Annotated in this window: 10 protein-coding genes; 5 read left to right on the top strand and 5 right to left on the bottom strand. The window is 45.1% G+C overall.

Features of this window, described 5'->3' with window-relative positions:
- The first annotated feature begins 100 nt into the window (after positions 1–100).
- The 3 genes from RJD38_RS19295 (at position 101) to RJD38_RS19285 (ending at position 3,160) form a co-directional block, all read left to right on the top strand.
- Positions 101–1,519 carry an MATE family efflux transporter gene (locus tag RJD38_RS19295; protein ID WP_083163650.1) on the top strand — a complete coding sequence of 473 codons (1,419 nt, stop codon included), beginning with the start codon at positions 101–103 and terminating at the stop codon, positions 1,517–1,519.
- A gap of 47 nt (positions 1,520–1,566) precedes the next feature.
- Positions 1,567–1,809 carry a hypothetical protein gene (locus RJD38_RS19290; protein ID WP_005592917.1) on the top strand — a complete coding sequence of 81 codons (243 nt, stop codon included), beginning with the start codon at positions 1,567–1,569 and terminating at the stop codon, positions 1,807–1,809.
- A gap of 124 nt (positions 1,810–1,933) precedes the next feature.
- On the top strand, positions 1,934–3,160 hold the full coding sequence (locus RJD38_RS19285; protein WP_065546809.1) for a DEAD/DEAH box helicase: 1,227 nt from the start codon (positions 1,934–1,936) through the stop codon (positions 3,158–3,160).
- Positions 3,161–3,300: 140 nt separating this feature from the next.
- On the opposite strand, the gene RJD38_RS19280 is transcribed toward RJD38_RS19285, so the two are convergent.
- Positions 3,301–5,145 (bottom strand): toxin-antitoxin system YwqK family antitoxin, encoded by a 1,845-nt coding sequence (locus tag RJD38_RS19280; RefSeq protein ID WP_065546222.1) that lies wholly within the window; start codon positions 5,143–5,145, stop codon positions 3,301–3,303.
- 4 nt (positions 5,146–5,149) lie between these two features.
- Complete coding sequence (locus tag RJD38_RS19275; RefSeq protein ID WP_065546221.1) at positions 5,150–7,504, bottom strand: hypothetical protein; 2,355 nt, start codon at positions 7,502–7,504, stop codon at positions 5,150–5,152.
- A 397-nt stretch (positions 7,505–7,901) separates the two neighbouring features.
- Between RJD38_RS19275 and RJD38_RS19270 the strand changes: the two genes are divergently transcribed.
- Positions 7,902–9,899 (top strand): peptidase U32 family protein, encoded by a 1,998-nt coding sequence (locus tag RJD38_RS19270; RefSeq protein ID WP_065546220.1) that lies wholly within the window; start codon positions 7,902–7,904, stop codon positions 9,897–9,899.
- A 111-nt stretch (positions 9,900–10,010) separates the two neighbouring features.
- Here RJD38_RS19270 and brnQ read toward each other — a convergent pair whose 3' ends face one another.
- The 3 genes from brnQ to uvrB form a co-directional block, all read right to left on the bottom strand.
- Positions 10,011–11,294: a branched-chain amino acid transport system II carrier protein gene (gene brnQ / locus RJD38_RS19265; protein WP_065546219.1), complete on the bottom strand. Its 1,284-nt coding sequence runs from the start codon at positions 11,292–11,294 to the stop codon at positions 10,011–10,013.
- Positions 11,295–11,430: 136 nt separating this feature from the next.
- A complete protein-coding gene (locus RJD38_RS19260; protein WP_005592909.1) occupies positions 11,431–11,565 on the bottom strand; it encodes a hypothetical protein in 135 nt (44 codons plus the stop codon).
- Between the two features lie 253 nt (positions 11,566–11,818).
- The gene (gene uvrB, locus RJD38_RS19255) at positions 11,819–13,807 is read right to left on the bottom strand and encodes an excinuclease ABC subunit UvrB (RefSeq protein ID WP_065546218.1); all 1,989 of its coding nucleotides are present in this window, start codon (positions 13,805–13,807) and stop codon (positions 11,819–11,821) included.
- 349 nt (positions 13,808–14,156) lie between these two features.
- Here uvrB and RJD38_RS19250 point away from each other — a divergent pair, with 349 nt between their 5' ends.
- Positions 14,157–16,487, top strand: a complete 2,331-nt coding sequence (locus RJD38_RS19250; protein WP_065546217.1) for a hypothetical protein — start codon at positions 14,157–14,159, stop codon at positions 16,485–16,487.
- Positions 16,488–16,495 lie beyond the last annotated feature (8 nt).

Below are 16,495 nucleotides of genomic sequence, written 5' to 3'. Positions count from 1 at the left end.
TTTTCAGAGGAACATTTTGAACGCAATCCCCGTTCATAATCGACTTGGTTATTGCGGATATTCTTACATAATGGACTATCACTTCTCTGACTAAACTTGCATGCATAATTTAATCAAATCCAACTTGGCTACACGTGTATTCAGTCGCCTGCGTCAACATCCTGCGTGGTGCTATTTAGATCGCCAATTATTTAACGTGCTGCTCACCGTCGCACTGCCGATCACCCTACAAACCATCATGCTGACAAGCAAAGGGGTGATCGATGTGCTGATGCTTGGGCAATTATCAGAATATGACGTAGCGGGCGCAGGAATCGCGACTCGAATCTTGTTCGTCTTTACCATTCTGCTCTCCGGGGTGGCGATTGGTGGTGCAACGCTCGCAGCACAACATTTTGGCGCTAAACACCAACAAGGCATCAAACAGAGCATTCAGTTATCTTGGGTAATTACTACGCTGGTTGCACTGTGTTCTATCGTGTTCGTTAGTGTATTGGGGCATCATGTCATTCACCTCACCACCCGTGAAAGTGATGTGTTTAACGTCAGTCACAATTACTTGCTATATGCTGCTCCGAGCCTATTATTCATTGCTTATCAAGTCAGTGTCGCCGCAGGCTTGCGATCGATGCATCAAGCCTCAACGATTACCTTATTTAGCGGGATTGGGATTGTACTCAATATCAGTTTTAACTGGGTGCTCATCTTTGGTTTATTCGGTTTACCTGCTTTAGGCGCGACAGGCGCAGCGATCGGCACGACACTCGCCACGCTGCTTGAAAGCATATTGCTCGCGCTCTATCTGGGACATAAAAAACATCTACTTTCGTGCTTATATCAATCTGCTCGACAAACATTAAATTGGCAGCAGTATCGACATTTCCTCAGTATTGCCCTACCCACGACGATCAACTTTCTTCTTTGGGCATTGGGGGTCTTCGCCTATACCGCGATTATGGCGCAAACCGGCACATCAGCCCTTGCCGTACTGTCGATCATCTCACCGATAGAGGCATTTTCTCTTAGTCTTCTGGTCGGAATCGCTAATGCCTCTGCGGTTGTAGTCGGTAATAATCTTGGCGCTCAAGATCCCCAGCGTGCTTACTACCAAGCCATGTACTTCGCGCTCTTTGCCGTTGTTGCGACTTTGTTGGTGTCATTACTGCTCTATTTTAATCTCGATACTATTTTAAACCTGTTTGGTGGCCTTTCGCCCGACACCATTGAACTCGCCCGTGCCTTTTTCGTCATCTTATGCATCGGCATACTTGTTCGTTCGATCCCAACAGTAATGGTGGTCGGGGTACTTAGAGCCGGTGGTGATGTTAAGTTCTGTCTCTACCAAGATCTCATTTCACAGTGGGTGCTTGGCATTCCGGTCGCTGCTATCTGTGCGCTGTGGTTAAAACTACCCGCAGAATATGTCTTTGCCAGTTTCTTTTTAGAAGCCATCGTAAAATGGGCGGCCTGCTTATACCGATTTAAATCGAGAAAATGGATGAATAACCTCGCCCATTAATTTCTCAACAAACCACAAAAGACACACAACAGACAACGAGGAGTGATATGAATATTTTATCAAATAGCGAAACTTACGGACTGATTTTGGCCCTTATTGCCTTCGCAGCGGCGTATGGGTTTATTCATGTGCGCTATATTCGTCATCATGCGCTGCACAAGCGTTTTCTTGAAGCTCTGTGGAAACTAATGAAAAACACCATTCACGGCCAACATATTCGTACTTTGGGATACAAAGAGGAAAGTGAATCCAACAAAGAACAAGTGACTAATACAACGAAAAACCGCTAGATGACTTGGCATAGTTTTTACGCCAAGCAGGACATAACGATGTACATCACCGTTTTGCTTGGTATCCTATGCGCCCAACACGATTTAACGACATCACTCTATGCTACAGCCTGAGCAACAAACCATGCCATTTACCAAGCTTAATCTCGGTGCCGATCTTACCGCTGTAATATCGAAACTGTTTAACAGCGCCACTGCGATCCAATCTTCTGTCATTCCTGCGGCATTAGCCAATAAAGACATTCTTGCCATTGCACAAACCGGCAGTGGTAAAACACTCGCTTTTGGTTTACCAATCTTAGAGCGCGTACAAACTCAGCGCTCAGTAACACAAGCGATTGTTCTGGTACCCACTCGTGAACTGGCTATGCAGGTTAACGACGCTATCGTGGCTGTCGCGAAGAAACTTGAGATTCGCAGCCAAGTGTTGTGTGGCGGTGTTGATAAGGAAGTGCAAATTCAAGCTTTGCAACTGTGCCCTGAAATTGTGGTCGCGACGCCAGGTCGCCTACTCGATTTACTGACTGAAAAACAATTTTATCCTCGTGATGTCAACACTCTCGTGCTAGATGAAGCAGACCGCTTAGTTGATATGGGCTTCTGGAGTGATGTGCAAAAGATCGTTGCATTCATGCCTGCAACACGCCAAACCATGCTGTTTTCTGCCACGCTGCTACCAGAACTTAAAGCCAGTATGGATAGCTTGTTAAATGCACCAGCGTTGATTGAAGCCAATCAAGCCAATAGCGTGGTCAGTGAGATTGAAGAGATTGCTTATCTAGTCAACAAAGGCAGTAAAGCCAATGTGCTAATCGATCAGATTAAACGTCATGGTTGGAAACAAGCTCTGGTCTTTATCGGCGCGAAAGACAATGCCGATGCTTTGTGTAAAAAACTCACCAAAGCTGGCTTAACTGTCAGTGCGTTACACGGTAACAAGAGCCAACAGGAACGAGAGTCAATTTTAGCGGAATTCAAACAGCAAAAAACACAGATTCTGGTGGCCACCGATTTACTTGCGCGCGGAATTCATATAGAACAATTGCCAGTGGTGATCAACATTGAACTACCTACGAACCCAACCACCTATGTACACCGCATCGGCCGCACCGGACGCGCGGGTGAACAAGGTCTGGCGATCTCGCTTGTTTGTCATGGTGAAAGTGACTATCTGGCCGCGATTCGTCAGCTGACCAAACGCCCATTACCATTGCAAGAACTGGCCGACTTTCCCGTCACCGATAAACCGTCAACGGGTGTGAGTAAGCGCGCGCCGAGAGATAAACAAGCGAACCGACGTACGGCGAAGAAAACCAGCATTAAGCAGTTTGGTAACAAAACAAAGCGCTAAACCACACTGGGATTACAACCCGGAGATTTGCGCTCTGTTTATTTTAACAAGGAGAACGAAATTTAACGATTCTGTTCTCCTTATTGGGTGAAATGGCGTTCACGTTTTACCTTGCCATTCTCACCTTTACCTCTCGTTGACTACAAAAAGATTGATTTTGCGCTGTGGCCCAATTTGCCATCAGTATTGTAGTATTCAAACTCTCCAACTGGCTCATCGTCTTTGTAGCGCTCAATACGTTTAAGCGCGCCATACTCTTCGAAGGTGTAGAACGTGCCTTGCTTGCGTCCTTGTTGATCGTATTGCTGCCGACCTAGCTCATAACCCGCCGCTGAATGAGCGAACCACTTACCCACTTTCTTACCCTTTTGGTATTTTCCTGACCAAATCACAACATCAAACTCATACTCTTCTTGATGCTGCCATTGACCATCACGCTGATCATTTAGGTAATTGCCTTTTGCGAGTAAAGCCCCTGTTTTGGCGTAGTTTTCGGTGTGGCCATGTTGCTTACCATTTCGGTACTGCTCCCATACCAGGCGATCGCCATTAACAGTAACCTCACTCACTTCACCATGCAGTTGACCTTTGCGATTGTACGTTTCCGTGCGCGTTATACCATTGTAATTATGTCGCCAAACGCCACTCTTTTTGCCTTTGTAATAGCTCCCCGTATCGATCACTTTGCCTTGTTGGCTAATCACTGAATACTCTCCACTGCGCACGCCATGTTGATAACGCGTCGTTTCGATATTGTCACTATAGATATCTAACGACACATAGGCGTTATGATATTTACCATTGATTTTTTCGATACGTTGTGTCAATTCACCGTCCGCGTTAAATTGCTCCTTTAGTTGCCATTTTTTCTTCGCGTTGGTTTGCTCGCGTGAAATGAGTACAGAATCGCGGTATTTTTTTAAATCACTAACAAGTTGCTCATTCGGATAGCGAGCAACGTAGTGATACGTCTTTGTGCTGTGCTTATCAAAACGCGTCTCTTCGATCTTATTCCCTTGCGTATCAAATTCTGTTTCGCTTTCCACTGCATTAGGCTGATCATAAAAGGCCAACTGCGTTCCGCGACGGCGGCCCTTCTCGTAATTTTCAATACTTTTGGTATTGCCGGATTCATAATAATGAGTCGCAACACCGTGTGTTTTACCATCAACATTATGCTGCTCAGAGCGCAGCTTATCTTGCCCATACCAAGAGCGTTCCAGGCCATTTTTTTTGCCTTGCTCGTACGTTACTTCCAAATAAAGCAATCCATCTTCGTGATAAGATCGCCCTACACCTGTCGGCTGATCATTTTGATAGCTTACCTGATAAGAAATTTGACCATTTTCATAGTAGCTTTTGTACTCACCTTGTTGGCGACCCATAACGAACGTCGACTCTTGCCTTAATGTGCCATCACGATGGTAGGTTCGTTGCAGACCATGGGCTTTTCCATCGACAAAGCGATGTTTTTGCCACACGCTACCATCTTTATAATAGTGAACATCTTCACCAACACGATTCCCGCCCAATATGGTGTATTCTTCTTCAACACCGCCATTAGGATAAAACAGTCGACCGATCCCCTCTTCCTTGCCAGCAACATATGTTGCTTCTTCGGTGAGCACCCCTTCTTGGTTATAGAATTTAGTGAGTCCTTCGTATTGCCCTTTGGCATTGCGGCTACCCGACGAGAGAAGATGACCGTTCTCGTAATAGATTTCATAAGCACCAATTGATTTTCCGGTCGAGATATCGCCGCTATTAAGCGTGCCTTTAAAATTGACGATGTCTCCGCCTTGGAAATAAACCGTTACAGGCCAACCGCTTTCTTCCTTAGTGAGTGGCTCGGCGAGATAGTAACGGGCTTGAGCCTCTGATTTAACGATGTTCCAATCTTCATCCAACCAAATCGGCGCTGCCGATACAGTAGAAATCATCATCAGAGGCATAAGATAAATAGAACTGAGTGAAATACGGCGCATCGTCTTATCCTTTTGGCAGCGGTGGGAATTGAACAACAAATTGCTTTTCTAATGGCTCACCTTGCACAATCACTTCTTCAATCCGTGATATAGAACCTGACATTTTTAGGTAGCCCGGAGCGAAAAGTATTTCAGACAACAAACGATCACTGGCTGTTAGCACCTCACCTTGCTTATCAATCGGCACTAATTTTTGGCCATGTTGATCTAAGATTCGATAACGCCCAAGAAAATCTGCCACGGTTTGCTTTGCATCAAATCCTTCAATTGCACTGATATCAATCAACCATGGTTTTGGGCTAGAAGGCGGCGACATTTGGTTCCACTTGGTTTTCCCTGCGCATGTAAAGCGCGTAGTGATCGCCATGTCATAGAAATAACGTCGTACACCATCTGGCGTCATTAATTGGAAGGCTATTGTGTTTGGTTCAATGGTGACAGGTCCACCCGGTAAGTCGTTATCGACTTCTGATTGCGGTTTCCATTCTAGCGGCTTGCCATTCACCTGGGGTGCGTTGACAATATCGAACTGGCATAAAGCCGCCCATTCCATTGGTAAGGCGACAACCGCATTTTGTAGCGATTCGGTCGCCACTCGATGATCGGCATGAAAATCGAACGCTGACGCACTTTGTTCTACAACGTTGTCACTCTCAAACGGATAATATTCACGATTCAGATTGTTCGTCATCGGAGGCATCTCAGCACTGGCCAAATACCACTCCCTATCCAAAAACTCGACTTCTTGCGAAAAGCTTGGCGTTTCATTTTGACTGTGAACAATAAACATTAATTCTTTAGGTTCTTCAGAAAATTTGAAGCTCATTGTTCGAGTAATCAGTTCAGGCGGTGTTGATTGGACGAATAACTGACGACTCCCCGGAGAAAGCCACTCTGGCCCCGTTTTTGGGGGCGAAAATGCCATCTGGCCTTGAACACCACCAATGGTGAAACCGAGCCACTGGTACTCGCTATTATGATATTCCACTCGGTATTCATTCTCAGCCCCGGGCACCTTTTTGATTGCAACTTGTAGATCGCCCACTTGATAACTTTGGCTGCTGCCGCCTTGCCACGGCAAAGAGTGCAATTCAATTGCCCCTTTATAGTAATCAATATGGGCTGCAAATGTGCTGATCTCTTTCAGTTCAGCGCCTTTATTCCAACCAATCGGCTGCACCATGGCATTAACATTCATGTTCTCATCAAAGAACTGCAAAGCGTTGGGGGTGACAAGCTTAAGATCAATCTTATCGCCATTATTCGTGTAAGCGCGCACATCGCGCATTGCGATATAGCCGACCACCTGATTAGGGGGAATTTGAGTAGGGAAAGCGAGGCGAAATCCTTGACCATCAGAACGAGAGTTTTCTTTATTAAACATACCTTCCTCGTAAGGCATCACGTCGTCTTGGGTCAATTGGTCTTGCAGACCTTCGTTTTTGCCGGTTTCGGCTTCAACTGTTGTCCCTTTCACAAGGATGGCCTCAGGAATGGGTTCAATATCGTACCAATACAACTCATCGTCGTAATAAGCGTGAGCGAAAATATCGCTAAAGGCACCTATAGGTTGATCTTCCGAACGCATCGCGACGGTCGTTTGAGTGACTTTGGTTTCACCATACACATCGACCGGAACATTCATCACCAGATTAAGGCTATTCAACCATCCCGTTGCACGATCAATTTCCAATTTGCCATAAAGCTGGTAGTGCGCATTTGACGGAGTCTGTGGGTCATTCGCTTGCTTATCATCCGAACGCTTGTCCGCAAGAGAAACCGTGGCAAACAGTGTGCTCTCTGTCAGCTGGTTCACGGTCAGAGTGACTGACCGACCATTGAAGTTGTCTAGCGTAACCTGACGACCGACTTTAGTTGGCAGCGATTGCAGTAAACCGGGTGCGTTCATGGTTGATTTCAAACTGTTAAGCACGACATCGCCACGCTTTTTAACCAACTCGTCCCACATCGCTTGATTACGGCCTTTGAACTCGATCTGCTCTCCCGTTTCCATGTTATAGGAAACATCAAAACCATCTTGAAAGAACGGAACCATCTTTTGTTGACTACTTGATAATTCGACACTCGAGAAAGATGAATAGCCTGCTGAGAACTGTAAGTGTTCAGGCGTGATATGAAGTTTTAGTGTGTCACCGACCTCATCAACTCGATAGTGCACTAAGCTTTCGCTGATCATCGCGGTGTCGTAGTCTTGGGCTATGTCTTGCGTAGTGTGGGTATAAACCCAATAGCGTTTTTCATCGCCTTCCTTTGGCGCAAACGTCACTTGCTTTTCACAGCCAACAAGCGTGAGTAAGGTCAGTAGAAATGACGCCTTAATTCCGTTATTCAAATACATCCAATCATCCTAAAATACACATGTCATGGCTCGTTCATCCGTCCCAAGTAATGCGTGTTTACTTGATGTCACCACTGGCACACCAACGCACAAACTTAACAACAGAATTCATCAATGCAGCATCACATCAGTGATCCATAATCCTTTAATTCGGCGGTATTCTCTTCGTTGTGCGGTAAATGAGTAAGCTCAGTCACGAATAAATTCGGGCCAGTGCACAAAAACACATATGCAATCAAAACAACAGCTTGAATAGACAAAACCCGTTTAGTGATACAACTAAAAGCGACTAACCTAGGTGCCAAGTCACGCCAATTCTCAACTTTTGCTAGATTCCCTGCTTCAAACCCGTAAGATGCAAAGCCAATTTAGGGTAATTCTGACTAGAGATAAGTTTGTGACACGAGATCAATTTGAACTTCTGGCGCCGGGTGGTGATTTAGATTCGATTAAAGCAGCGATTGCTGCAGGGGCTGACGCGGTTTATTGTGGACTCGATCGTTTCAACGCTCGCAACAGAGCAACTAACCTGACTTTAGAGAATTTGCGTGGCGTGCTTGAATTGGCACATCAACATAATTGCAAAATTTTCCTTACGCTGAATGTCATGCTACTTGAAAGTGAGATCCCAGCGGTCGTGCGCTTACTAAATGAACTGAACACCACAAAAATCGATGGTGTGATCATTCAAGATCTCGGCTTGGGTGCGATAATAAAGCGTCACTTTCCCGATCTGGATGTGCACGCGTCAACTCAGTTAAACACCCATAACGAAGGACAAATTTTGTTCCTCAATCAATTGGGGGTTAGCCGAGTAAACTTATCTCGTGAGTTGAACATTAATGAGATCAAACACCTTGCCCAATTTGGTCATCAACACAATGTTTTGATGGAAGTGTTCGTCCACGGTTCATACTGCATCGGCTTTTCTGGTCTGTGTTACATGAGTTCAGCCAAAAATGGTGCCTCGGGTAACCGTGGCCGTTGCAGCCAACCTTGTCGTGATCAGTACCAAACCACGCCAACTGGCAGTGATTACCCACTGAACATGAAAGACAACTCTGCTTTTAATGATCTCGAAGCGCTGGCGGATGCAGGTGTCTACTCATTAAAAGTGGAAGGTCGAATTAAGAAGTTTCACTATGTTTATACTGTGGTGGATAACTGGCGCCAGCAGATCGATAAGTACTGTGATGGCAAAGTACTTTCAACCGATACACGTGAACTTTATACCGTATTTAACCGCGACTTTACCAATGGCTTTTTGCAAGGTGAGATTGGTAAAGATATGTTTATCAATAACCCAAGAGATCACGCGGTAACACACTTCTCTAAAGTGTATCAATGCAGTTCAGTGGATGATGTTAAAGCCGTAAAACAAAAACTGTACGACGATAAATCTGTCATCATAAATCGCGTTGAAGAAGCCATTAGTGACTTTGACGTTTCTTCGCCTTCGAATGCGCCTTTGGTGAAAAGTGCCATCAAGGTGCCTGCCATCGTGGCATCCACAGCGAGTGACGCTGAGCCCTCAGTCACTAAGCTCTCCGTATTAGTCTCAAATCAACAAGATGCAGCCTCGATTGTTCGCCCTGACGTCGATGTCTATTTTGAACTGCCAATGGGACTGGCCAGTGAATGTGATGCTCTAATTACACTATTTAAAGCCAATACCCACTTAATTCCATGGTTCCAAGCGGTTCTGATCGGCGATGACTATCAAGCCGCGCAGCGCTTCTTATCGGAAGTGCGCCCGACTCTGCTTGTCACCAACAACTCCGGGGTTGGTTACTTGGCACAATCAATGGGGATTGATTGGATTGCTGGGCCGCAAATGAACAGTGCCAACTCGTACACTTTGCAGTGCTTACAAGATCAGTATCAAGCCCGCGGCGCGTTTATTTCCGACGAGTTAAGCTTCCTACAAATCCGTAAGTTGGTGAGACCAGAAGGCTTTAGAACCTTCTATAACGTTTACCACCCAAATACGCTGCTCACCAGCCGTCAATGCCTGTTCCAGCAAACGGAAGGCTGTAAGAAGATTAAGGTGAACAAAGGCTGTTTGAAGCGCTGTAGCAAACGCACTTCGGTGATCAATCTCAATGGTACTTCATACGTAATCCAAAAGCTCAAAGGCAGCCACAACAGTGTGTACGGCGAGCATAACGTACTGAACTTAGAGATCATCAAGCGCTTGTCGACGCTTCTTACTGACGTGCTCGTAGATTTGCGTGATATTCAAACTGAAACACGTCACAACGTCACTAATGTCGAGCTCGTCGAGTTATTTGTCAATGCGCTAAATAGCGCTGAAGACGAGCAGCCACATGCCTTTGAGCGCATTCGACAAGCAACGGGGATCACCACCAACAAGCAATACGCCAAAGGACTGTAATCTCCATTACCGCTCTTAAATCAGAAAAAAGCTCGTGTTTTCCACGAGCTTTTTTATTCACTTTCACAATGACAAATAGCATCTATCCAGTTGGCATTGATTACGAGATGTTTACAACTCACTCTCTCGATTAAGCGCCTTACTAATCATAATTGCGGCAAATACCGGAATGAACCAACTGCCGTGCGCATCAAATAGAGGGAGATATTGACTCAATATTGCCGTCAACGATTCCGGTAACAACTCAAGGATATGCAGAGCGTCTAAACTACCCAATACCAAGCTAATCAATACGATGATGACATAAGGTGCGCTGTAACGCTTTGTCGTCGGCAATATCATTGCGGTCAACACCAAAGTAATCGCCACTGGGCACAAAATTAAGATCGCTGGCAAGCTTACTTTGAGGATTTGATCCAAACCAAAATTAGCAATGATACCCGTCAACACGACAACGATCGTCGCGGTAAGATTAAACGGTGAGCGGAAAGTTTGCTGATAATATTCTGCACATGCATCGGTCAGACCAACCGTGGTGGTTAAACACGCCATGATGATGATCCCTGCCAGCAAATATTGCCCAAATGGCCCAAATACCGCAGCAACATAACGCGTTAGCAGTTCACCACCATTGGTCGCACCATCGGCAATCGACGCTGATGTCGCACCTACATAGGCCATGGCAAGGTAACAAGCCGACATTAACAACGCATAAACCAAGGTCACTTTCAGCGTCGCGTTAAAGATATCTTTGTTCGACTCACATCCTCTATCTCGGATCGCTTTGATAATGATCCAACCAAAACCAACGGCCGCAATCGCATCCATCGTCATGTAACCTTGAATCAATCCACTGGTTACCGCTCTTTGCTGGTAATCCAACGTTGGCACACTGAGTGGGCCTAATGGTTGAATGAACGCAGCGATTGCCAATAGGGCTAACATGATCACTAAAATTGGCGTCATGATTTTACCGATGTAATCGACCAACTTGCCGCGTTGAAAAGCAAGCAGTAAAGTTGCTGTCACAAAGATTATTGAAAAAACCAGCAAGTGGTCGCCTTCAACAAAAGGTTTAATCCCCATTTCATACGCAACGGTTACTGCGCGCGGCATGGCAAATGCTGGCCCAACCGCAGTAAACAACAACACCCAAAACGCAATTGCCAGTGGTTGAGGTAACGCTTTGGTTAATTGCGCACTGTCACTCAAACGGCCGAACACCACCAAAGTTAACGCTGGTAGGCCCACTGCTGTAACCAAAAAACCCAGCATGGCAGGAAGGTACATGGTCCCCGCTTCCAAACCTAAGAAAGGAGGAAAGATGATGTTCCCTGCGCCAAGAAACATGGCAAAGGTCATTAAACCTATCGCTATTGTGTGTTGATTTTTCACTGTACCGTCCTTATGCGATTAGATTTAGCCTAACTCGCTTTTTTATTATGGACCGTCAGATTTGCTGGGGAGAAAAAAAGAAGAATTGATGTATGCGATTCCTCCGTCAGCTTGGCTGACGGAAGATGCCGCCAGCCTAGTTAATAATGACTAGGACGACGACTGAAATTGTTGATGTTGCAAGCGTTGTGGTTGATTTTGCTAAACACGACAAAGCACCAAACAGCATTTGGCTATAAGCAGCAAATTGTTGGGCTAAAGTTGAAAACATCTTTGGCTCCTAATGAGCGGTTATTAATCAGTGGATTGTCGTAGCAACGAAATCAATATATAAGCAATAATTTACAAAGTAAATACATTACAGTTAAAAATATCAATACGAAGTTTACGAGCAGCCAAATACACTAAACAACTCCTTACATAGTCGCTCTTCACATAACAGCTTTTCACACAACAGCATGGCGAAGCTCTCTTGCCTCACCAAACTATGTGCACGCCAATTGGCTACGCTAGGTAGAGGCTCACTACACCCTGATCATGTGCTGATAACACTGTTGAAGTTGTTGCTTATACTGCTCAACCTCTTCTGTTTGGTGCGCCTCATACGCTTGCATCATTTTCAGTTCTAATACTCTTATCTCTTCACACACCTGTGTTAGTTCATGGCATTGCGCTAGAGTCGTTAAATGTTGCGTTAACGGGTTTGGCCCAACAGGCTCATCTGCATCAACAATCGTACGACTTGGGTTGCGTGGTTCTATACCATGCTCAAGATTGTATTCTTGCTGAATAAGGCGCCTTTGCTCTGTTTCATCAATCGCGACTCGCATTGCTGGCGTCACCTTATCAGCATATAAGATGGCCAACCCTTTGGTGTTACGTGCGGCTCGACCAATGGTTTGCAGCAACGCACTTTCACTACGTAGAAATCCAGCTTTATCAGCATCCAAAATCGCTACCAGCGTCACTTCTGGAATATCGAGCCCCTCACGTATTAGGTTTACACCAATCAGGACATCAAATTCACCTTTACGAAATGCCTTGATCAAAGCAACCCGATCCGCAGTTGTGATGTCAGAGTGAAGAAATCGAGCTGAAACCCCTTTATCATTGAGCTGATTTGATAACGATTCCGCGCGTGCTTTCGTCAGTGTGGTCACCAACACCCGCTCATCATTTTCGATCCGAATCGCCACTTCATGACACAGGTTTTTTTCTTGATCGGATTTCGCGCGAACCTCAATCAATGGATCCAACAAACCGGTTGGACGAATCACTTGCGGCACGACTTGATTATGAGTACAGGACAACTCATAAGTCCCCGGGGTCGCTGAGACAAACACCGTTTGTGGTTTGACCTTAACAAACTCTTCAAATGTTAGTGGTCGATTATCATGACATGAAGGTAAACGAAACCCATAATCCACTAAGGTTTGCTTTCGAGCGCCATCACTACGAGCCATAGTGGATATTTGCGGGATCATCACATGAGATTCATCGATGAGTAATAAGCCATCTTTAGGCAAATAATCCAATAAGGTTGTCGGCAGAGACCCCTCTTCACGTGGGTTAAAGTAACGCGCGTAGTTTTCCATGCCCGAGCAGTAACCTTGAGTCACTAATTGCTCTATATCGCGTGTAATACGCTCCTCTAACCGACCTGCCTCTTGCCATTGCTGATTTTGGTTTAACGTTTCTAAACGCAGTTCCAACTCTTGTTTTATTTGAGGTATCGCCCTTTCAACTTGCTGCTTTGAAACGGCATAGAGCGTTTTGGGACTAACAGTATAAGAATCTAATGCCCCTAGCCTTGCTCGTGTTTTCGGGTTAATTCGCTCAATCGATTCAAGCCAACCATCAGCAATTGTCAGACGAATCGCATCATGAGATGAATCTGCCGGAAAAATATCTAAACCGTCGCTGTTGAGTGCATAGCTGCCATTTTTCACCACATCTTTACACGCTTGGTACTGGTTCTGTTCAAGTCGCGCTATTAGATCTGGCAATGCCACGGCTTGACCAACATCTAAATGAATTTGCAGAGCCCTATATTGTTCAGGAGAGCCTAAGCCATATATAGAAGATACAGAGGCAATAATAATGGAATCTCGTCGCTCGATAAGCGCTTTGGTACTGGCAAGTCTTAGCCGCTCAAGCCTCTCATTTACCGCCGTGTCTTTACGGATAAAGCGGTCACTTTGCGGGATATACACTTCAGGTTGGTAGTAATCATAATAAGAGACGAAAAAATGCACCGCATTATCGGGAAAGAAAGAGAGCATTTCCTCGTATAGCTGTGCGGCGAGCACTTTATTATGCGAGAGGATCAATGTCGGTCTTTTGGTTCTCGCAATTAAATTTGCCATGGTAAAAGTTTTACCAGACCCTGTGATACCTTTCAGAATCTGATGTTTTTTCCCTTGCTCTAAACCCGACATTAAACTTGCAATCGCGGTCGGCTGATCACCCGTTGGGTAATATTGACTATGGAGTGAAAACGCATGTTTGTTCATGGCACTATCTTCTTATTGATTAGAGAGTGGTTGATGTTACTTACGTAAGCGGAAGCAACCTATCGGCAGAAAACCATCGAATTTTCAGATTAAAAGTCATCAGTCAATCGTCGACGATTCAAATTGATTGCAAGAAGTATAGACCACCGATTGATACGTCAAGGCTATATGAGAAGGAATAATCAAATCGAAACATAGAGATAGGATGAATGAAACAGCGTAACGAGTCACAATTATTGGAGTAATTTTTAATACCACCAAGTAAACAATGAGACTATATGCATCACGTTTTTTGGTTAAAAATTAGATCGGGGAATCATCTCGGCGTTAACAAGGATTTTAAGGTTTCATGCAAGAATTATTAATTATCGTCCAAATTGGTATTTTTATTTATGCCATCGTTGCTTACTTTTCAAACCAAAATAATAAAGCTCTTTTAGAAGAGCAGAAAGCTAAGTTACTGAGTACTCAGCGCGATAGCGAACTCTCCGATGAAGAGCGGAACGCCATATTTGAACTCTTGGAGTTAGAAGCGACCTCCTCAGAGGTGTACTACATCACTGAACAATTTGAGGTTCATTCTATTGCCGCGGAAGATAACAACGGTGAAGAAGCCTATTTCTTAGCTCTAGCTGACTATCTCGTCATCATGCCAGAGAAAGCGTTCAACTATCTCGACCTTGAAACCACCTTCGCTGAAGTCGTTTTGGCCGACAATGTCATGATCGTCATAAGCCTCAATGATTATTCTATTGTCGATGATGTTAATAACACGCTCGCAGAAGCACCAATTCAAGAATCAAGTGAAGAGCTATCTCCAAGCGACCAAACAGCAGTACATGATGCTAACGATCAAACCTCGTCGCCAATAAGCAACACTGAATCAGTGACGGCCAAACAAACCGTTACGTCAGCGCTAAACGAGCAAGTGAGTAATACGATAAAGCCGGAAACTCAGTCGCAAGGCGATAGAGCGCCGAGAGCGTCCCACCGCGATGTAGACCCTATATCTCACACGGTATTAAAATCCGAGCGCCCGGCAACGCTGATAGAATCACGCTACCTCTCTGCCCCTTTTTACAACTTCCTCGTACCGATTCTGTTGGTGATTGCGACGGCTATTTTCTCGCATATCAACAAACTCGATTTTACCATTGAGCCCGTTTGGCTAAGCGCTGCAATTCTTGTGGTTATTAGCCTAGTGACATTACTGCTGCTTAAACGACAAGGCCCTACGGCAGATCCGGCAAGCATGGTGGTCAATCGATACTTTGGTAAAGTTGAAGCGATTGACACAACCGGCAACAAAACTTGGATCGTATTTATCGCGCCTAACGGTGAAGCGACGAAAGCGTGGATACCAAGCCAATGGCAAAATAACATCACTCTAAATCGAGATGTGCAATTTGAAATTGAACAGAGTCAATCGGCGGTGGTGCGCATTGGCTTAAATGAACTTTCAGATCAAGATGCAATCAAGAAAAAACCACAATATCTTGCCGCAGCAATGGGGCTATTGCTTGGCTGCTTTTTCATCGCCGCCAACACCAAATTTGAATGGCGAGATGCCAGTTTGGCGATGTTAGATAACAGCACGTCTTACAAGATCAACGGGCCTTATGATTGGCCAACTAGCGAGCTTAAAGTCGGCGACCGCTTGTCCATTACTCAACCACGCTTGTGTTTAGATAGCCACGACAAGAATAACGCTGCCGCTTATTGTAAACAGTTCGAATACGCGCTAACGAGTGAAGATCTGCAAGTGACTCCGGATGCGGCACCAATCAAAGCGTACCAGCTGTTTATTACCACCCAACCTGACTTTACACCTGATGTATCGGAAGAACTCTACAGCTACATGGTTAAAGTTGCTAAGATGCAAAAACAGTTCTCTCCTGATGGCTTTAAGCTACGTATCCGCCATCGCAGTGAAATGATGATGTTTACCGTAGAAAGCCTACAAGCAATCGCGACTCATTTTGCGCCCTATTGCCCTATTGAAACATCAAAGCCTGATGAATCCATTGATAAGAGCAACGCTAACGACAACTCAATTCATAATGAGCGCCTCAACACCGCCTGTTCAGATTTTAAGCAAGAATTTGCTCTACTATGGAACGAAGCCACCAGCAGCAGTTGTGACACCATACAATGCTGGAATGAAGCACTCCAAGGGATTGTTGTTGACCACGATGCTGCGCTACGCAATACCGATGATATCGGCGGTTATCGTGCAGACCTACGTCACTTAAAAGATGAAGTATGGCAGGCAACGAAAGCTACATTATCCCCAACAAAGCCGCAACAAGCCTCTATTACACTTGATTGGTCTGGTGAAAGAAGCGCGGACCTGTACGAGATTGCGACCCTCAGAGCATCTCTAGACCAAGGCAATAGCGACAAACGAATCGAACGCTTGAATAAATTGCTACCGTTGCAAACCACAGCGGCACAACAAGTGGTTGACGTCACCATCTTAAATCTCAGCAATGAGGATAATAAGGTCGCGCTCACTGTGACGCAAAAGCTTACGACCAAACAAGCGTTAAGTACCATTATTAACCTTGGCATCATGGCGTTTTTTGGCTTACTGATTGTGTTGCTGATCATCGCCTACATGCTCAGTGGTAAACCACGTAAAGAAAAACAGGTTAAATCGGAAGATGCATGGATTAGTTAGTCCTATTC

Origin of the sequence: Vibrio scophthalmi, from assembly GCF_040869025.1 — a bacterium.
Lineage (GTDB): Bacteria > Pseudomonadota > Gammaproteobacteria > Enterobacterales > Vibrionaceae > Vibrio > Vibrio scophthalmi.
This window is presented reverse-complemented; position numbering and strand designations above follow the sequence as displayed.